The organism is Mycobacterium sp. SMC-19 (genome assembly GCF_045310815.1).
Taxonomy (GTDB): Bacteria; Actinomycetota; Actinomycetes; order Mycobacteriales; family Mycobacteriaceae; genus Mycobacterium.
This window is the reverse complement of record NZ_JBJIAM010000004.1, coordinates 1-18,620: the sequence shown is the minus strand read 5'-3', so window position 1 is coordinate 18,620 and position 18,620 is coordinate 1. Positions and strand designations below refer to the sequence as shown.

Annotated in this window: 17 protein-coding genes; 15 read left to right on the top strand and 2 right to left on the bottom strand. The window is 70.0% G+C overall.

Annotation, left to right across the window (positions count from 1 at the left end):
* The first annotated feature begins 207 nt into the window (after positions 1–207).
* From ACJH5R_RS10265 to ACJH5R_RS10210, 12 genes are all read left to right on the top strand, one after another.
* Positions 208–1,752 (top strand): UDP-N-acetylmuramoyl-L-alanyl-D-glutamate--2,6-diaminopimelate ligase, encoded by a 1,545-nt coding sequence (locus ACJH5R_RS10265; RefSeq protein WP_406781867.1) that lies wholly within the window; start codon positions 208–210, stop codon positions 1,750–1,752.
* Positions 1,749–3,251: a UDP-N-acetylmuramoyl-tripeptide--D-alanyl-D-alanine ligase gene (gene murF, locus ACJH5R_RS10260; protein WP_406781866.1), complete on the top strand. Its 1,503-nt coding sequence runs from the start codon at positions 1,749–1,751 to the stop codon at positions 3,249–3,251. The genes ACJH5R_RS10265 and murF overlap by 4 nt, the downstream gene beginning before the upstream one ends.
* A complete protein-coding gene (gene mraY, locus ACJH5R_RS10255; RefSeq protein WP_406781865.1) occupies positions 3,248–4,327 on the top strand; it encodes a phospho-N-acetylmuramoyl-pentapeptide-transferase in 1,080 nt (359 codons plus the stop codon). Before murF ends, mraY begins: the two co-directional genes overlap by 4 nt.
* A 1-nt stretch (position 4,328) precedes the next feature.
* Positions 4,329–5,807, top strand: a complete 1,479-nt coding sequence (gene murD, locus ACJH5R_RS10250) for a UDP-N-acetylmuramoyl-L-alanine--D-glutamate ligase (RefSeq protein WP_406781864.1) — start codon at positions 4,329–4,331, stop codon at positions 5,805–5,807.
* Complete coding sequence (ftsW, locus tag ACJH5R_RS10245; protein ID WP_406781863.1) at positions 5,804–7,342, top strand: putative lipid II flippase FtsW; 1,539 nt, start codon at positions 5,804–5,806, stop codon at positions 7,340–7,342. Before murD ends, ftsW begins: the two co-directional genes overlap by 4 nt.
* Complete coding sequence (gene murG / locus ACJH5R_RS10240; protein ID WP_406781862.1) at positions 7,269–8,492, top strand: undecaprenyldiphospho-muramoylpentapeptide beta-N-acetylglucosaminyltransferase; 1,224 nt, start codon at positions 7,269–7,271, stop codon at positions 8,490–8,492. The genes ftsW and murG overlap by 74 nt, the downstream gene beginning before the upstream one ends.
* 58 nt (positions 8,493–8,550) lie before the next feature.
* Positions 8,551–10,035 carry a UDP-N-acetylmuramate--L-alanine ligase gene (gene murC / locus ACJH5R_RS10235; RefSeq protein WP_406758383.1) on the top strand — a complete coding sequence of 495 codons (1,485 nt, stop codon included), beginning with the start codon at positions 8,551–8,553 and terminating at the stop codon, positions 10,033–10,035.
* A 2-nt stretch (positions 10,036–10,037) separates the two neighbouring features.
* Positions 10,038–11,045, top strand: coding sequence for a cell division protein FtsQ/DivIB (locus ACJH5R_RS10230; RefSeq protein ID WP_406782019.1), 1,008 nt, complete (start codon positions 10,038–10,040; stop codon positions 11,043–11,045).
* A gap of 328 nt (positions 11,046–11,373) precedes the next feature.
* Positions 11,374–12,537 (top strand): cell division protein FtsZ, encoded by a 1,164-nt coding sequence (gene ftsZ / locus ACJH5R_RS10225; RefSeq protein WP_406758384.1) that lies wholly within the window; start codon positions 11,374–11,376, stop codon positions 12,535–12,537.
* A gap of 9 nt (positions 12,538–12,546) precedes the next feature.
* On the top strand, positions 12,547–13,254 hold the full coding sequence (gene pgeF / locus ACJH5R_RS10220) for a peptidoglycan editing factor PgeF (protein WP_406781861.1): 708 nt from the start codon (positions 12,547–12,549) through the stop codon (positions 13,252–13,254).
* A 155-nt stretch (positions 13,255–13,409) separates the two neighbouring features.
* Complete coding sequence (locus tag ACJH5R_RS10215; RefSeq protein ID WP_406758386.1) at positions 13,410–14,072, top strand: cell division protein SepF; 663 nt, start codon at positions 13,410–13,412, stop codon at positions 14,070–14,072.
* Between the two features lie 70 nt (positions 14,073–14,142).
* Positions 14,143–14,433: a YggT family protein gene (locus ACJH5R_RS10210; protein WP_024440472.1), complete on the top strand. Its 291-nt coding sequence runs from the start codon at positions 14,143–14,145 to the stop codon at positions 14,431–14,433.
* A gap of 19 nt (positions 14,434–14,452) precedes the next feature.
* Here ACJH5R_RS10210 and ACJH5R_RS10205 read toward each other — a convergent pair whose 3' ends face one another.
* The gene (locus ACJH5R_RS10205) at positions 14,453–15,256 is read right to left on the bottom strand and encodes a DUF2249 domain-containing protein (protein WP_406758387.1); all 804 of its coding nucleotides are present in this window, start codon (positions 15,254–15,256) and stop codon (positions 14,453–14,455) included.
* 517 nt (positions 15,257–15,773) lie between these two features.
* Here ACJH5R_RS10205 and ACJH5R_RS10200 point away from each other — a divergent pair.
* A complete protein-coding gene (locus tag ACJH5R_RS10200) occupies positions 15,774–16,580 on the top strand; it encodes a DivIVA domain-containing protein (protein ID WP_406758388.1) in 807 nt (268 codons plus the stop codon).
* Between the two features lie 44 nt (positions 16,581–16,624).
* Positions 16,625–16,969 (top strand): hypothetical protein, encoded by a 345-nt coding sequence (locus ACJH5R_RS10195; RefSeq protein WP_406781860.1) that lies wholly within the window; start codon positions 16,625–16,627, stop codon positions 16,967–16,969.
* Here ACJH5R_RS10195 and ACJH5R_RS10190 read toward each other — a convergent pair.
* Entirely contained in the window at positions 16,966–17,667 is a 702-nt protein-coding gene (locus tag ACJH5R_RS10190; protein WP_406781859.1) for a phosphoribosyltransferase, read from the bottom strand. The genes ACJH5R_RS10195 and ACJH5R_RS10190 overlap by 4 nt on opposite strands.
* A 357-nt stretch (positions 17,668–18,024) precedes the next feature.
* Between ACJH5R_RS10190 and ACJH5R_RS10185 the strand changes: the two genes are divergently transcribed.
* A partial coding sequence (locus ACJH5R_RS10185; RefSeq protein WP_406781858.1) for a helix-turn-helix domain-containing protein occupies positions 18,025–18,620 on the top strand: 596 nt, incomplete at its 3' end.

The following is an 18,620-nucleotide window of genomic DNA, read 5'->3' as shown; positions in this document are numbered from 1 at the left end:
GCCTATGCGGCGGTCCCAGCTTCGGCTCTCCTTCGTCGAGCCTCGCTGAACCGCCGGTGGCTTGATGCGGCGGTCCACGCGTCGCCGGGCAATCGCCGCCATCGTGACTCGCCGTCGGCCCAAGCCGTATCGCCTGCGCTGTGGACAGGGTCCGCCTAGGTAGTCTCAGGGCCGATCCGGACGACCCGGACGCAGCGGATGGAGGTGATGGCGGTGCCTGCTGCTCTGCGCCCCGATGTCGGTGCAGGCACGTCGCTGCGGGTGCTCGCGGCCCAGATCGGGGCGGTCGCGGTAACCGGTGATGTGGTGCCGGACCTGCCGATCACCGGGTTGACCCTGCGCGGCCAGGACGTCCGACCCGGTGACCTGTTCGCGGCGCTGCCCGGGGCGACCACGCACGGCGCACGATTCGCCGCCGACGCGGTCGCCCGGGGCGCTGCCGCAGTGCTTTCCGACGGAGCCGGGGTCGCCGAGATCGCCGACGGCGCAGCACTTCCCGGTATCCCGGTGCTGGTTCATCCGGCGCCCCGCGCCGCGCTCGGCGAACTCGCCGCGCAGGTCTACGGACATCCCTGCGATCGGCTCCCCGTCATCGGCATCACCGGGACCTCGGGCAAGACCACCACCACCTATCTGGTCGAAGCCGGCCTGCGGGCCGCGGGCCGCACCGCCGGCCTGATCGGCACGGTCGGCGTCCGCATCGACGGCGTCGACCTGCCCAGCGCCCTGACCACCCCCGAGGCGCCCGCGCTGCAGGCGCTGCTGGCCGCGATGGCGCAGCGCGGAGTGGACACCGCGGTGATGGAGGTGTCCAGTCACGCCCTGACATTGGGCCGGGTCGACGGCACCCGATTCTCGGTGGGCGCCTTCACCAACCTGTCCCGCGATCATCTCGACTTCCACCCGACCATGGCGGACTACTTCGAGGCCAAGGCCCGGCTGTTCGATCCGGCGTCGCCGCTGCACGCCGCCCGCTCGGTGGTCTGTATCGACGACGACGCCGGCGCGGCGATGGCCGCGCGTGCCACCGCCCCGGTCACCGTCAGCGCGACGGGCCGCCCCGCGGACTGGGGCCTACAGCGGGTGACGACGCGCGGATCTCGGGGCCGGGAGTTCATCGCCGTCGACCCCGCCGGTGTGCACCACCCGATCGGCATCGGACTGCCCGGCGACTACAACGTGGCCAACTGCCTTGTGGCGCTGGCCATTCTCGATGCCGTCGGAGTATCGCCGGAGCAGGCGGCGCCGGGCCTGCGAGCGGCGCGGGTGCCGGGACGGATGGAGCCGATCGACCGTGGTCAGGGCTTCCTGGCGCTGGTCGACTACGCGCACAAGCCCGGGGCGCTGGCAGCGGTACTGGCGACCCTGCGCCAAGAGCTGCGTGAGGGCAGCGGGCGCCTGGCCGTGGTGTTCGGCGCCGGCGGCGACCGCGACCACGGCAAGCGCGAGCCGATGGGACGGATCGCCGCCGAGAACGCCGACCTGGTCGTGGTCACCGACGACAACCCGCGGGGGGAAGACCCCGCCGACATCCGGCGCGCCGTGCTGGCCGGTGCCGCCGCCGGTAGTGCCCAGGTGGTCGAGATCGGCGACCGGCGGGCCGCGATCGAGCACGCGGTGGCCTGGGCGCAGCCCGGCGATGTGGTGCTGATCGCGGGCAAGGGACACGAGACCGGGCAGACCGCCGCCGGGCACACCCAGCCGTTCGACGACCGGGTGGAGCTGGCAGCCGCCCTGGAGCGGCACCGATGATCGCGCTGACCGTCGCGCAGATCGCCGAGATCGTCGGCGGCCGGCTGGCCGACATCACCCCGCAGCAGGCCGAACGCACCGTCGTGTCCGGCACCGTGGAATTCGATTCGCGCCGGATCACCCCGGGAGCGCTGTTCCTGGCCCTGCCCGGCGCCCGGGCCGACGGCCATGATCACGCGGCCTCGGCGGTGAATGCCGGCGCGGTGGCAGTGCTGGCGGCCCGCCCGGTCGGGGTCCCGGCCGTTGTCGTGGAGCCGATCGCATCCGAGAGTCGATCCGGTGCGCTCGAGCATGACGACGAGGCCGGATCCGGCGCCGCGGTGCTGGCCGCACTGGCCAAACTGGCCGGTGCGGTGGCCGCCGCCCTGGTGGCCAAGGGGCTGACGATCGTCGGCGTGACCGGTTCGTCGGGCAAGACCTCCACCAAGGACCTGATCGCCGCGGTGCTGGCGCCGCTGGGCGAGGTGATCGCCCCGCCCGGGTCGTTCAACAACGAGCTGGGCCACCCGTGGACGGTGCTGCGGGCCGACGAGAACACCGACTACCTGGTCCTCGAGCTGTCTGCGCGGCATCGCGGCAACATCGCCGCGCTGGCGGCGATCGCCCCGCCGCAGATCGCGGTGGTACTCAACGTCGGGACCGCGCACCTGGGCGAGTTCGGTTCCCGGGAGGCCATCGCCGAGACCAAAGCCGAGCTGGCACAAGCTGTTCCGGAAACCGGTGTGGTGATCCTCAACGTCGATGACTCGGCGGTGGCCGCGATGGCCGACAAGACCGTCGCACGGGTGGTGCGGGTCAGCCGCACCGCTGGCGCCGACGTGTGGTCCGGGCCGGTGGTGCTCGACGAGCTGGCCCGCCCGCGGTTCGCCCTGCACGCCGGTGGCGACGCCGACGTCACGGTGTCGCTCGGGGTGTCCGGCGACCACCAGGTCGGCAACGCGCTGTGCGCCGCTGCCGTGGCCTTGGAATGCGGTGCCACGCCGCAGCAGGTGGCCGACGCCCTGGCCGGCGCCGGGCCGGCCTCGCAGCACCGGATGCAGGTCAGTACCCGCGCCGACGGCGTGACCGTGATCGACGACTCCTACAACGCCAACCCCGACTCCATGCGGGCAGCGCTGCAGGCGCTGGCCTGGATCGCGCGCGGTGAGAATCCGGGGGCGAAGCGCCGCAGCTGGGCCGTGCTGGGGGAGATGGCCGAGCTCGGTGAGGACGCGATATCTGAGCATGACCGCATCGGACGGCTCGCGGTGCGCTTAGATGTGTCTCGTCTCATTGTCGTCGGAGTAGGGAGATCGATGGGCGCGATGCTGCACGGCGCAGTGATGGAGGGATCCTGGGGCGCCGAAGCCACCGCGGTACCCGACGTCGATGCCGCCCTGGCCCTGTTGCGCGCCGAGCTGCAGGCGGGGGACGTGGTACTGGTCAAGGCGTCGAACTCCGCGGGCCTGACCGTGCTGGCTGAGGCGCTGACCAGCGAAAACCCAGGAGATCGCCGATGATAATGATCCTCATCGCGGCCGGAGTCGCGCTGCTGGTCGCGATCCTGCTGACCCCGGTGTTGATCCGGGTGTTCACCAAGCAGGGTTTCGGACAGGAGATCCGCGAGGACGGCCCGGCCAGCCACCAGAGCAAACGCGGCACTCCCTCGATGGGCGGCGTGGCCATCGTGGCCGGGATCTGGGCCGGGTACCTGGCCGCTGAACTGGCCGGCCTGGTGTTCTACGGCACCGGGCCGACGGCGTCGGGCCTGCTGGTCCTGGGGCTGGCCACCGCGCTGGGCGGCGTCGGCTTCCTCGATGACCTGATCAAGATCCGCCGCTCGCGCAACCTCGGTCTGAACAAGACCGCCAAGACCGTCGGGCAGGTCACCGCGGCGACCCTGTTCGGTCTGCTGGTGCTGTGCTTCCGCAACGGCTCCGGCCTGACCCCGGGCAGCCTGCAACTCTCCTACGTGCGCGACATCGCCACCGTCACGCTGCCCGCGGCGGTGTTCGTGCTCTTCGTGATCCTGATCGTCAGCGCCTGGTCGAACGCGGTCAACTTCACCGACGGCCTGGACGGCCTGGCCGCCGGATCCATGGCGATGGTCAGCGCTGCCTACGTGCTGATCACCGTGATGCAGCACCGCAACGCCTGCTCGATCGCACCCGGACTGGGCTGCTACAACGTGCGCGACCCGCTGGACCTGGCGCTGATCGCCGCCGCGACCGCGGGCGCCTGCGTCGGGTTCCTGTGGTGGAATGCCGCCCCGGCGAAGATCTTCATGGGCGACACCGGCTCGCTGGCACTGGGCGGCGTGATCGCCGGAATGTCGATCACCACCCGCACCGAGATCCTCGCGGTGGTGCTCGGCGGGCTCTTCGTCGCCGAGATCACCTCGGTGGTCGTGCAGATCCTGGCGTTCCGCAGCACCGGCCGCCGAGTGTTCCGGATGGCCCCGTTCCATCACCACTTCGAGCTGGCCGGCTGGGCCGAGACCACGGTGATCATCCGGTTCTGGCTGCTCACCGCCATCGCCTGCGGATTGGGCGTCTCCATGTTCTACGGCGAGTGGTTCACCGCCGTAGGTGGCTGACATGCCCGAGTTGGCCCCGCTGTCCGCCGGCGCGCGGGTGCTGGTCGCCGGGGCCGGCGTCACCGGCCGGGCCATCCTCAATGCGTTGGCGCCGTTCGGGCTGGACGTGACGCTGTGCGACGACAACGTGGCCGCGCTGCAAGCCCATCCCGAGGTCACCACCTGCACCCCGGTCGAGGCTGCCGCGCAGATCCACGGCTACACGCTGGTGGTCACCAGCCCCGGATTCGGCCCGGACACCCCGGTACTGGCCGCCGCCGCGGCGGCCGGGGTACCGATCTGGGGTGATGTGGAGCTGGCCTGGCGCCTCGACGTCGCGGGCCACTACGGGCCGCCGCGGCGCTGGCTGGTGGTGACCGGCACCAACGGCAAGACCACGACCACGTCCATGCTGCACGCCATGCTGTTGGCCGCGGGCCGCCGCGCCCAGTTGTGCGGCAACATCGGCAGTCCGGTGCTCGATGTGCTGGGACCGCCGCATGAATCCGAACTGCTGGCCGTCGAGCTGTCCAGTTTCCAGCTGCACTGGGCCCCGTCGCTGCGCCCCGAGGCCGGCGCGGTGCTCAACATCGCCGAGGACCACCTGGACTGGCACGGCAGCATGGCGGCCTACACCGCCGACAAGGCCCGCGCGCTGGCCGGCCGGGTGGCGGTGGTCGGGATGGACGACGCGCCTGCCGCGGCGCTGCGCGACACCGCCCCCGCCGCGGTGAAGGTGGGTTTCCGGCTCGGCGAACCGGCTCCCGGTGAGCTGGGCGTAATCGACGGCATGCTGGTGGACCGGGCCTTTGTGGCAGCGGGGGGCGACGAGGTGGCGCTGGCCGCGGCGGCGTCGATACCGGTGCCCGGCCCGGTCGGGATCCTGGACGCGCTGGCTGCCGCCGCACTGGCCCGCAGCGTCGACGTGCCCCCGGAGGCGATCGCCGCCGCACTGGCGGCGTTCCAGGTCGGGCGGCATCGCGCCGAACTGGTCGTCGTCGACGGTGGGATCAGCTACGTCGACGACTCCAAGGCCACCAACCCGCACGCGGCCGAGGCATCGGTGCTGGCCCACCCGCGGGTGATCTGGGTGGCCGGCGGACTGCTCAAGGGCGCCACGATCGCCCCGACCGTCGCCAGAATCGCTCCTCACCTGGCCGGGGCCGTACTGATCGGCCGAGATCGCGGCGAGGTTGCCAAGGCGTTATCACGACACGCACCGGATGTCCCCGTCGTCCACGTTGTGACGGGCGAGGATAGTGATATGGGTGATACTGCTGTGTCTCCAGTTACTCATGTGAAGCGAGTAGCTGATGGGGCCGATGAGACGCTGGGCTCGCGGGTGATGACGGCGGTGGTGGCCGCCGCGCGCGACCTGGCCCGGCCCGGAGACACGGTGCTGTTGGCTCCGGCGGGGGCATCCTTCGACCAGTTCTCCGGCTACGGCGCCCGGGGCGACGCGTTCGCCGCCGCTGCGCGTTCCGCGGCGGGATCGGTGTGATCGGCATCCTGGCCCGGCTGCGGCGGGATGCCGGGGCCGAGAACACCACCGCCTCCTCCGACCAAACTGCGGGCAAGCCCGCTAAGGCCGAGCCGCGCACCCGGTTCGGTGCCTGGCTGGGCCGGCCGATGACGTCATTTCATCTGATCGTGGCCGTGGCCGCACTGCTGACCACACTCGGCCTGATCATGGTGCTGTCGGCCTCCGGGGTGGAGTCCTACGGCACCGACGGGTCCGCGTGGCGGATCTTCGGCAAGCAGGTGCTGTGGACCGTGATCGGGCTGGTCGGCTGCTACGTGGCGTTGCGGATGCCGGTCCGGTTCATGCGCCGGATGGCATTTGCCGGTTTCGCCTTCACCATCGTGCTGCTGGTGCTGGTGCTGATCCCGGGCATCGGCACGTTGTCCAACGGCTCCCGCGGCTGGTTCGTCGTCGCCGGTTTCTCCATGCAGCCCTCCGAGCTGGCCAAGATCGCCTTCGTGATCTGGGGCGCACACCTGTTGGCGAGCCGGCGCATGGAGCGGGCGACGTTGAGCGAGATGCTGGTCCCGTTGGTGCCGGCCGCCGTGGTCGCGCTGGTGCTGATCGTCGCCCAGCCCGACCTGGGGCAGACGGTCTCGCTGGGCATCATCCTGCTGTCGCTGTTGTGGTACGCCGGTCTGCCGCTGCGGGTGTTCCTCACGTCGCTGACGGCCATCGTCGCCGCCGCCGCGATCATGGCGGTGACCGAGGGCTACCGCTCCGACCGGGTGCGGTCCTGGCTGGACCCCGACGCCGACCTGCAGGGCGCCGGTTACCAGGCGCGACAGGCGAAGTTCGCGCTGGCCAACGGCGGCATCTTCGGCGACGGACTGGGGCAGGGCACCGCGAAATGGAACTACCTGCCCAACGCGCACAACGACTTCATCTTCGCCATCATTGGCGAGGAGCTCGGCTTCATCGGCGGCTTCGGGCTGCTGGCGCTGTTCGGGCTGTTCGCCTACACCGGCATGCGGATCGCGAAGCGCTCCGCGGACCCGTTCCTGCGGCTGTTGACGGCGGCCACCACGATGTGGGTGATCGGTCAGTCGTTCATCAACGTCGGCTACGTGATCGGGCTGTTGCCCGTCACCGGAATCCAGCTGCCCCTCATTTCTGCGGGCGGAACATCCACGGCGACAACGCTGTTCATGGTCGGAATCATGGCCAACGCGGCCCGGCACGAACCGGAGGCCGTGGCGGCGCTGCGGGCCGGCCAGGATGACCGGATGAACCGGATCCTGCGGCTGCCGCTGCCCGAGCCGTACTCGCCGACTCGTCTGGAGGCCCTGCGTGACCGGCTGCGCTCGCGTCCGCAGTCGGCCACCCGGCCAAGAACAGCCCAGTCGACCGGGCAGACTCCGGCTCGGTCGGGCCGGCAGCGCACCGCCGCGCAGGCGCCGGCCCGGGCAGCCAGTCGAGGCGCCGGGCGCGCAGGGCAAAATGGAGGCGGCCGGCGTCACGCCGGGGCGCGTCCGACCGGCGGACGCGTACGCGCATTGGAAGGTCAGCGATAAGGGAGTGAACGACTCGGTCATCTCATCGGACCGCGGTGCGTCGTTATCGGTAGTCCTTGCCGGCGGAGGCACTGCCGGCCATGTCGAGCCTGCGATGGCGGTTGCCGACGCGCTTCGCGCCCTGGACGCCGACGTCCGGATCACCGCGCTGGGCACCGCCCGCGGTCTGGAGACCCGGCTGGTGCCGGCCCGCGGCTACGACCTGGAGTTGATCACCCCGGTGCCGTTGCCCCGCAAGATCAACGCCGACCTCGCCCGGCTGCCACTGCGGGTGCTGCGGGCGGTCCGGGAGACCCGGGCGGTGCTGCGCGACGTGCAGGCCGACGTGGTGATCGGCTTCGGCGGCTACGTGGCGCTACCGGCGTATCTGGCCGCGCGCGGTCTGGTCGGAAAGCGCGTGCCGGTGGTGATCCACGAGGCCAACGCCCGCGCCGGCCTGGCCAACCGCGTCGGCGCTCGGGGCGCGCAGCGGGTGCTGTCGGCCGTTCCCGATTGCGGTCTGGCCAACCCGGAGGTGGTCGGGGTGCCGGTCCGCGCGGCGATCACCACATTGGACCGGGCGGCGCTGCGTGCGGCGGCCCGCGCCGAATTCGGCTATTCCGACGATGCCCGGGTACTGCTGGTGTTCGGCGGATCGCAGGGGGCCCGGTCGATCAACCAGGCGGTGGCCGGGGCGGCCAAACAACTTGCTGCCGCTGGCGTTTCGGTGCTGCACGCGCACGGACCGAAGAACACCCTGGACCTGCCGGAGCCAGGCGCGGGTGATCCGCCGTACGTCGCGGTTCCCTACCTGGACCGGATGGACCTGGCGTATGCGGCCGCGGACTTGGCGATCTGCCGCTCCGGGGCGATGACGGTTGCCGAAGTGTCGGCGGTCGGGCTGCCCGCGGTCTACGTGCCGCTGCCGATCGGCAACGGTGAACAGCGCCTCAACGCACTTCCGGTGGTCAACGCCGGGGGCGGAATCTTGGTCGACGACGCGTCGCTGACCCCGGATTTCGTGGCCGACACCGTCGCCGGGCTGCTCACCGATGAGGCGCGGCTGGCCGCGATGACCAGTGCCGCGGTCCTGGCCGGGCATCCGGAGGCGGCGCGACGGGTGGCTTCCGTCGCACTGGAAGTCGCGAGCGCAGCGAGGGGCGGCCAGTGAGCGGCATGAGCAGGGTCGCACTGGATGTCGCCGCTGCTCGGCGATCGAGGAGTGGCACATGAGCTCCGACCAACTGCCGCCGGAGCTGAGCCGGGTGCACATGGTCGGCATCGGGGGAGCGGGCATGTCCGGCATCGCCCGCATCCTGCTGGACCGCGGGGGCCTTGTCTCGGGCTCGGATGCCAAGGAGTCCCGCGGAATTCACGCGCTGCGGGCCCGGGGCGCGCAGGTGCGCATCGGCCACGACGCGTCGGCCCTGGACCTGCTGCCCGGTGGGGTCACCACGGTGGTCACCACCCACGCGGCGATCCCCAAGACCAACCCCGAACTCGTCGAGGCCCGTCGCCGCGGCATCCCGGTGGTGTTGCGCCCGGCGGTGCTGGCGAAGCTGATGGCCGGGCGTACCACGCTGATGGTCACCGGCACCCACGGCAAGACGACCACGACGTCGATGCTGGTGGTCGCGTTGCAGCACTGTGGGCTGGATCCGTCGTTCGCGGTCGGCGGCGAATTGGGTTCTGCCGGTGCAGAAGCCGGCACCAACGCCCATCACGGCAGCGGGCCGCTGTTCGTCGCCGAGGCCGACGAGAGCGACGGCTCGCTGTTGGAGTACACCCCCAACGTCGCGGTGGTGACCAACATCGAGGCCGATCACCTCGACTTCTTCGGCAGTGCCGAGGCCTACACGCAGGTGTTCGACGCGTTCGTCGAGCGCATCGCGCCGGGTGGGGCGGCGGTGGTATGCGTCGATGACCCCGGCGGCGCCGAGCTGGCCGACCGCACTGCGGCACAGGGCATCCGGGTACTGCGCTACGGCAGCGAAGGCACCGGGACGGCGGCGCTCGACGGCGAGCTGGTCAGTTGGGAGCAGCAGGGAACCGGAGCGGTCGCCGAGATCACGCTGGCCGGGACGGTCGAGCGCAGGGCGATGCGACTCTCGGTCCCCGGACGCCACATGGCGCTCAACGCCCTCGGTGCGCTGCTGGCGGCGGTCGAGGTCGGCGCGCCGCTGGACGCGGTGCTCGACGGCCTGGCCGGGTTCGACGGGGTGCGTCGCCGATTCGAGCTGGTCGGGTCGGCGGGCGCCACGGGGTCGGTGCGGGTCTTCGACGACTACGCGCACCATCCCACCGAGATCGCCGCGACGCTGACCGCGGTCCGCGCCCTGCTGGACGAGCAGGGGACGGGGCGCAGCCTGGTGGTGTTCCAGCCGCATCTGTATTCGCGGACAAAGGAGTTCGCCGCCGAGTTCGGCCGCTCACTGGACGGTGCCGACGAAGTTTTCGTTCTGGACGTCTACGGCGCGCGCGAGCAGCCGTTGCCCGGGGTGAGCGGCGCCAGTGTGGCCGAACACGTCAGCGTGCCGGTGCATTACCTGCCGGATTTTTCCGCGGTGCCCGAGGCGGTGGCCGCGGCGGCCGGTGCGGGTGACGTGATCATCACCATGGGTGCCGGCGACGTCACCGTGCTGGGACCGGAGATCGTCACCGCGCTGCGGGCGCGCAGCGATCGGACCCCTCCCGGCCGCCCGGGCGCGTTGTGACCATGCCGCCCGACACCCCGGCCGTGCCACCGGATGAGCCGGAGCACGCCGCAGACGCCCCGGAAACCGAAGTAACGCAGGCACCCGAAGCCGACGAAGCCGGCGAACCGGACTCGGATGTTGTCCCGCAGAGGGAGGTCGGCGCAGCCGCCGCGGATGACGGGGAGGCGGAGGCCGCCGACGAGCCCGCCGAGGTGGAGGGACCGCGGCGCCGGGCCCGCCGAGAGCGCGCGGAGCGGCGCGCCGCGCAGGCGCGCGCCGAGGCGATCGAACAGGCTCGCCGCGAGGCCAAGCGGCGACTGCGCACCGGTTCTGCCGAACCGGCCAAGGGCGTTTCCCGCGGCACCATTCGGGGCCTGAAGCTGGTGCTGGCCGTGTTTCTGGCAGCGGTGCTCGTCGTCGGGCTCGGGCTCATCTTGTACTTCACACCGCTCATGTCGGCGCGCGAGATCGAGGTCACCGGGATCGCTGCGGTGACCCGTGAGGAAGTGCTGGACGTCGCGCGGGTGCAGCTGGGCACGCCGCTGTTGCAGATCGACACCGGCAGTGTGGCCGACCGGGTCGCGACGATCCGACGGGTGGCCAGCACTCGGGTACAGCGCCAGTACCCCTCGGTGCTGGGGATCGCGATCGTCGAGCGGGTCCCGGTGGTCTACAAGGACTTTCCGGACGGCCCGCACCTGTTCGACCGGGACGGCGTCGACTTCGCGACCGGAGCGCCGCCGAGGATGCTGCCGTTCTTCGACGTGGAGAATCCCGGCCCGGCGGACCCGTCCACCCTGGCCGCCCTGCAGGTGATGACCTCGCTGGCGCCCGAGGTTGCCGGGCAGATCAGCCGGGTGGCCGCCCCGTCGGTGGCGTCGATCACCCTGACGCTGGCCGACGGCCGGGTGGTGGTGTGGGGCAACACCGACCGCACCGCGGAGAAGGCACAGAAGCTGGCGGCGTTGTTGACCCAGCCCGGCCACACCTATGACGTGTCGAGCCCGGACCTGCCCACCGTCCGATAGCGCCGCCGAACGACCCGTCGTTGGCCGGCGAGTGTGAACCCGGCTGCACGACACGCGGAAATCCCGTCGCCAGGTTCACACTCGGCGAGAGGGGCAGCGGGAAGACCTGGCCCTACAGGAAAATTCGCCGGGCGTGTCTCGGCGCGTCGGCGCCGATGACGGCCGCGGCGGCCCTACTGTGGCGGTTGCGCGGAACAACTTGACATAACTCTAAGCCTTTGGTTGAGGTTGAGGGTTTGGCAGGGTTTGTTGAAGACAGAATCGGGAAGTTCCGCGCCAAGCCCGGCCCCAGAGAGGACTCCAATCCCACCAGGGAGGAAGACGAACGATGACCCCACCGCACAACTATCTGGCCGTCATCAAAGTCGTGGGTATCGGTGGTGGCGGCGTCAATGCCGTCAACCGGATGATCGAGCAGGGGCTCAAGGGCGTCGAGTTCATCGCGATCAACACCGACGCACAGGCATTGTTGATGAGCGACGCCGACGTCAAACTCGACGTCGGCCGTGACTCCACCCGCGGCCTCGGTGCCGGCGCCGACCCCGAAGTGGGTCGTCGGGCCGCCGAAGACGCCAAGGACGAGATCGAGGAGCTGCTGCGCGGCGCCGACATGGTGTTCGTCACCGCCGGCGAGGGCGGCGGCACCGGCACCGGCGGTGCACCGGTGGTCGCGACCATCGCCCGCAAGCTGGGCGCGCTGACCGTCGGCGTGGTCACCCGGCCGTTCTCCTTCGAGGGCAAGCGGCGCAGCAACCAGGCCGAGAACGGCATCGGCGCGCTGCGGGAGAGCTGCGACACCCTGATCGTGATCCCCAACGACCGACTGCTGCAGATGGGCGACGCCCAGGTCTCGCTGATGGACGCGTTCCGCAGCGCCGACGAGGTGCTGCTCAACGGTGTCCAGGGCATCACCGACCTGATCACCACCCCCGGCCTGATCAACGTCGACTTCGCCGACGTCAAGGGCATCATGAGCGGCGCCGGCACCGCGCTGATGGGCATCGGCTCGGCCCGCGGCGACGGGCGGGCGCTCAAGGCCGCCGAGATCGCGATCAACTCGCCGCTGCTGGAAGCCTCGATGGAAGGCGCCCAGGGCGTGCTGATGTCGGTCGCCGGCGGCAGTGACCTGGGGTTGTTCGAGATCAACGAGGCGGCATCGCTGGTTCAGGACGCCGCGCACCCCGAGGCCAACATCATCTTCGGCACCGTGATCGACGACTCCCTCGGTGACGAGGTGCGGGTGACGGTGATCGCGGCCGGCTTCGACTCGGCGGGCTCCGGCCGCAAGCCGGTGACCGGTACGTCCGGTGCGGCCCGGCACGCGATGGCGCCCGGACAGGCCGGCAAGGTCACCACATCGCTGTTCGACCCGGTGGATGCGGTCAGTGTGCCGGCTCCCACCAACGGTGCCACGGTCAGCGTCGGCGGACGCAATGGCGATGACGGCTGCGACGACGACGACGTCGACGTGCCACCCTTCATGCGGCACTAGATTTACCGCATGACTTTTCGCATCCGGCGGGTGACGACCACCCGGTCCGGCGGTATCTCGGCGGCCCCGTTCGACAGCTTCAACCTCGGCGACCACGTCGGTGACGACCCGGCGGCGGTGGCGGCCAACCGTGCGCGGCTGGCCAAGGCCACCGGCCTCGGCGCCGACCGGCTGGTGTGGATGAATCAGGTCCACGGTGACCACGTGGTGGTCGTCGACGGCCCACGTGACACCCCGATCGACGCCACCGATGCTCTGGTCACCACCGTGCCCCGGTTGGCGATGGTGGTGGTGACCGCCGACTGCGTCCCGGTGCTCATGGCCGACGCCCGTGCGGGGGTGGTCGCCGCCGTCCACGCCGGCCGGGTCGGCGCGCAGCACGGTGTGGTCGCTCGCGCACTGGAGGCGATGCTGGCGGCGGGGGCACGGGCGGGTGACGTTTCGGTTTTGCTGGGCCCGGCGGTCAGCGGGCTGAATTACGAGGTGCCCGCCGCGATGGCCGACGAGGTCGAGGCGGCGTTGCCGGGCAGTCGCACCGTCACGTCGGCGGGCACGCCCGGGCTGGACCTGCGGGCTGGAATCGCCCGTCAACTAAGGGGATTGGGCGTGGAGTCCATTGACGCCGACCCGCGTTGCACCGCGGCGGACCCGAAGCTGTTCAGTCACCGTCGCGACGGACTCACCGGCCGGCTGGCGTCCCTGATCTGGCTGGAATGAGTCCGCGGTAGAGGTCGCTGGAGGGGGTGGATGAAACCGGTGGGAGCTGTCCGCGTGTCGGTGCCGCGCCAACGCGCTCGCTGCCGTTACCGTCACCGTTATTAGTCACTTCAGTCACACCTTCATCACAGTCATCAGCCTAGAAGGGTCCAAGGATGAGCACACTCCACAAGGTCAAGGCCTACTTCGGGATGGCTCCTATGGAGGACTACGACGACGACTACTACGACGACGGCGATGACCGCGCCGGGTCGCGTGACTACGCGCCTCGGGCGGAGCGATTCGGCGAGGATGTTTTCGACCGTGTCGGCGGCCGCTCGGAGAGCCGCTACGACGACCGTTTCGAGGACCGCGACTACGACGACGCGCCGGCGGGCTACCGGGGCGGCGGCTACGAGGACGACCCCCGCTACCGGGCGCGTGAGTTCGACCGTCCCCGGGACTTCGAGCGTCGGTTCTCCTCGTTGCGTGGCTCGACCCGCGGCGCCCTGGCGATGGAGCCGCGCCGGATGGCGCAGATGTTCGACGAGAGCAGCCCGCTGTCCAAGATCACCACGCTGCGCCCCAAGGACTACAGCGAAGCGCGCACCATCGGCGAGCGGTTCCGCGACGGCACCCCGGTGATCATGGACCTGGTGTCGATGGACAACGCCGACGCCAAGCGGCTGGTCGACTTCGCGGCTGGTCTTGCCTTCGCCCTGCGTGGCTCCTTCGACAAGGTCGCGACCAAGGTGTTTCTGCTGTCGCCGGCCGACGTCGACGTGTCTCCGGAGGAGCGTCGCCGCATCGCCGAGACCGGCTTCTACGCGTATCGGTAGGCTGGAACGGCAGTCGAGCCGGTCAGCACTGCTGATGCGGGCACACCCTCGTCAGTAAGGTCGCATTCCGTTGGCGCTGTTCTTCACGATTCTCGGTATCGCGCTATTTGTCTTCTGGCTGTTGCTGATCGCCCGAATCGTCATCGAGTTCATCCGCTCGTTCAGCCGTGACTGGCACCCAACGGGTGCCACCGTGGTGATCTTGGAGCTGATCATGAGCATCACCGATCCACCGGTGAAGCTGCTGCGACGCCTCATCCCGCAGTTGACCATCGGCGCGGTGCGCATCGATCTCTCGATCATGGTGCTGCTGTTGATCGCGTTCGTCGGCATGGAACTGGCCCTGCAGCACGCCGCGTGACGGCCGCGGCCCGGAGAACTCAGACCCGGGTCAGTCGCAACCGCCACGCCTCGGGGCCACGCTCCTCGTAGCCGACCGCCAGCCGGCCACCGCTGCGCTCGGCGAGCTGGCGCAGCAGCGGCAGCGGGTCGTGCGGGGCCACCAGCAGCATCGAACCGCCCACCGGGACCGCGTCGAAGGCGCCGAACACCGTCGCGTGCCGGATGGCGTGCGGAATCTCCCGCACATCGAGCTCGGGCATCTCGTCGTCTTCCTCGCCGCAGCCGCACCCGGTGTGGCCCTCGTGTCCGTGGGCCGCAGGGCCGGGATTGGCGGGTTGGGCGGGCCCGGACGCGACGTCGTCCAGGCCGGGAAGTTCGGCGGCCAGTGCGGCCAGCGAGACACCGCTGGCCTGCGCCAGCGCGGGCAGCAACAGGTCGGCGACCTTACCCAGCAGCGCCTCCAGCAGGACCCGCAGCGCCTCCGCGTGCGCGACCAACTGCACCCGGTCGGTGCCGTGGGCGATTCGAACCGCCACCTGCTCGATCAGTTGGATGTCACCGAGCAGGCCTTCCACCAGTAGCCGCGAACGCTCGACGCCGGCGAGGGCGGGGAAGATCAGCCCCACCGCGGCCTGCAACTGCGGCCGCACCACCTGGTCGATGGATGCCTGCACCGCGCGGTGCGCCTCGCCGAAAGCCGGGTCTGTCGAGCCGACCGCTGCGAAGAGCGCTGCGCCCAGGGCGGCCTGGCGGCCGAGGAGTTCGGCGTAGCGAGATCGGATCTCGTCGACGGCTGCCGAGTCCGCCGCACTGGTCGCCATGACCACGTCATTGCTTGTCATTCCCGAGTGTCCCTCCGGTCGGTCCCGCGCGGAGCGACCTCGCCATGAATAATTACGGGTCGCGATTGTGAATAATACGGCGCGGGTGGCCGGACCGGTACCCCCCGGGGGCCGGGCGGGGCCGCCGGACCGGCTGGCGACACGTTTGGACACCCAGCGAAATAGATCACATTTCGCTGGCTGGACGCCTAAGCGCTTTGCTGCCCGCAACCGGAAGGGCGGCACCGCCGACGACTGCCGGTGGTAGCCCGAACCCCAGTTCCCGGGGGTTTTGGTCTAGCCGCGGCGGGCTGCTGCGCCGCTCACCGGCGCGGATCGCCGATCGCCGTCAGGGCTTGCGTTTGCCAAAGCGTGACTTTTGTGGCAGCAATTTGAAATTCGCTCTTAATATCATTCACATTGCCGAGCACAGCGGCGGATGTGACAGGATGGACGGCAGTTACACACGGCGAGCGTTTTCCCGGTCGACTACCGTGCCCGATCGGCGCTACTACTACCTGACTCAAGGGGGCAGACGATGCCACTAACACCTGCCGACGTACATAACGTCGCGTTCAGCAAACCGCCTATTGGGAAGCGCGGCTACAACGAGGACGAGGTCGACGCCTTCCTGGACTTGGTGGAGACCGAGCTGACTCGCCTCATCGAGGAGAACGCCGACCTGCGTCAGCGGGTCAGCGAGCTCGACCAGGACTTGGCCGCGGCTCGTGCCGGTGGCGGCGCCCAGTCGATCCCCTCGATCCCGGTCTATGAGCCCGCCCCCGAGCCGGTGGCACCGCCGCAGCCGGTGGTCGCCGCACCGGCGGTCCAGGAAGCACCTTCCGAGGAGCAGCACCTCAAGGCGGCCCGCGTGCTGAGCCTGGCCCAGGACACCGCCGACCGGTTGACCGGCACCGCCCGGGCCGAGTCGGAGAAGCTGATGGCCGACGCCCGCGCCAACGCCGACCAGATCCTCACCGAGGCACGGCAGACCGCGGAGACGACGGTCGCCGAAGCCCGTCAGCGCGCCGACGCGATGCTGACAGACGCCCAGACTCGCTCGGAGACCCAGCTGCGCCAGGCTCAGGAGAAGGCCGACGCCCTGCAGGCCGACGCCGAACGCAAGCACTCCGAGATCATGGGCACCATCAACCAGCAGCGCACCGTGCTGGAAGGCCGTCTCGAACAACTGCGCACCTTCGAGCGTGAGTACCGCACCCGGCTCAAGACCTACCTGGAATCGCAGCTCGAGGAGCTGGGCCAGCGCGGCTCGGCGGCGCCGGTCGACAGCAGCGCCACCGGCGACGGCGGCGGGTTCAACCATTTCAACCGCGGCACCAACTGACCGTCGGAGTCGAATAGTTCGTCCGTCGGACTGGAGGTGATTCGATGCTGGTGATCGCATTGGTATTGGCGGTAATCGGCCTTGCCGCATTGGTATTCGCCGTCGTCACCAGCAATGCGCTGGTGGCTTGGGTCTGTATCGGTGCGAGCGTGCTGGGCGTGCTGCTGCTGATCGTGGACGCGTTGCGGGAGCGGCGCGCGAACGCCCCTGCGGTCGAAGCCCCAGTGGTTGCCGGGGACGCTGTCGATGAGGACGAGTTTCCCGCCGACGATGACGACAGTGTCGACATCGAGAGTTCCGACGCCGCTGCGGTGGCGGACTTCGACGCTGAGGCCGCCGAGGCGGCCGCTGAGACCGCCGACGATATCGCCGCGCACCCGGCCGATTAGCCCGCTGCTCGCCTGGTAGTCGGTGCGGCCAGCAGGTCTCGCACTTCGTCGTCGTCGGTCTGGTCGAAGTCGCGATAGGCCTGCCCTACTGCATCGAAGGCGTCGGGGGTCGTGACGCAGACGACGTCGTCGGCCTCTTGGGCGATCTTTCGGCACGCCGAGCGTGGCGCCACCGGCACCGCGACGATGATCGAGGCCGGTTCGGCCGCCTGGACCGCCCGCACCGCCGCCAGCACACTGGCTCCGGTCGCGATTCCGTCGTCGACCAAGATCACCACCCGGCCGCGCAGATCGGCCGCCGGCCGGTCGCCGCGGTAGACACGTTCGCGGCGGCGCAATTCGGCGGTCTCGCGCTCGATCACCGACGCCACCACGTCGGTGCTGATACCCAGGCTGCGGACCACCTCGTCATTCATCACCACCTGGCCGCCGGCCAACGCACCCATCGCCAACTCCGGCTGCTGCGGCACACCGAGCTTGCGGACCAGGAACACGTCCAGCGGCGCCCGCAGCGCCGCGGCGACCTCCCAGGCGACCGGCACTCCGCCGCGGGCCAATCCCAGCACCACCAGGCCCTGGGTGCTCGATACGCCGGGCAGGTAGGCCGTTACGAGACCGGCCAGGGCCCGGCCGGCGTCACGGCGGTTGTCAAAGGTGCGTGGCGCCGACTGGCGAAGGTACGCGCCTGGACGAGTCATCTCCCCATCGAGCGTACGACTGTTGGGGCTTTGGTGATTCAGCTCGGCCATGCCGCAGCCGGCCAAAGCGGAGCCTGACCATGCTGACCGGCGTGCCTTGCCGTCGGCCGGCAGGAGCGTTGCCCGCCTTTGAGCGACTCTTTCGGTCAATCCCGGCTCACTGCAGTAGCTATCGCTCAAAGCCGGGCGAAACCCCACATGGTCGGAGCGGGCCATAACCGATGACCCGACTTCATCACAAGAAAAAGTGTCCGAGGGGGTGTGTGAGTTCACGACATAGGTGACAGGTGAGTCGGGACATGGGTGACACCTGCGGTGATGGTCGATGAGTCGGGTCATAGGTGACAGTCATGGGTCATGTCCAAAGCGCGTGTGGCCGTCCTGGAAGTCCTCAGCGGAAATCTGTCGGTGACTGCTGCAGCCCGCACCTACGGGCTATCCCGCCAACACCTCTACCGCTTATTAGCCCGCTACCGTGCCGGCGGCCTCGATGCGCTTGCACCCCGCTCCCGACGCCCCGCCAGCAACCCCCGCAGGATCTCCGATGACGTCATCGCCGCCATCGTTTTACTTCGCGAAAAACTCACCGCCGAAGGCCTGGACGCCGGACCCATCACCCTGCAAAACCACCTGGCCCGCCAAGGCCTGCCAGTGCCATCGACCTCCACCATCCGGCGCATCCTGCACCACCACGGCCTGATCACCCCCCAACCACGCAAACGCCCCCGCAGCTCCTACCACCGCTTCGCCGCCGAACAACCGAACGAATGCTGGCAATCGGACTTCACCCACTGGCCCCTGGCTGATGGCACCGACACCGAGATCCTCAACTGGCTCGACGACCACTCCCGCTACCTACTGGCGTGCACCGCCCACCGCCGCGTCAGCGGCCCCGACGTCGTCGCCAGCTTCACCGCCACCAGCCTCGAATTCGGGTTGCCCGCAGCCACACT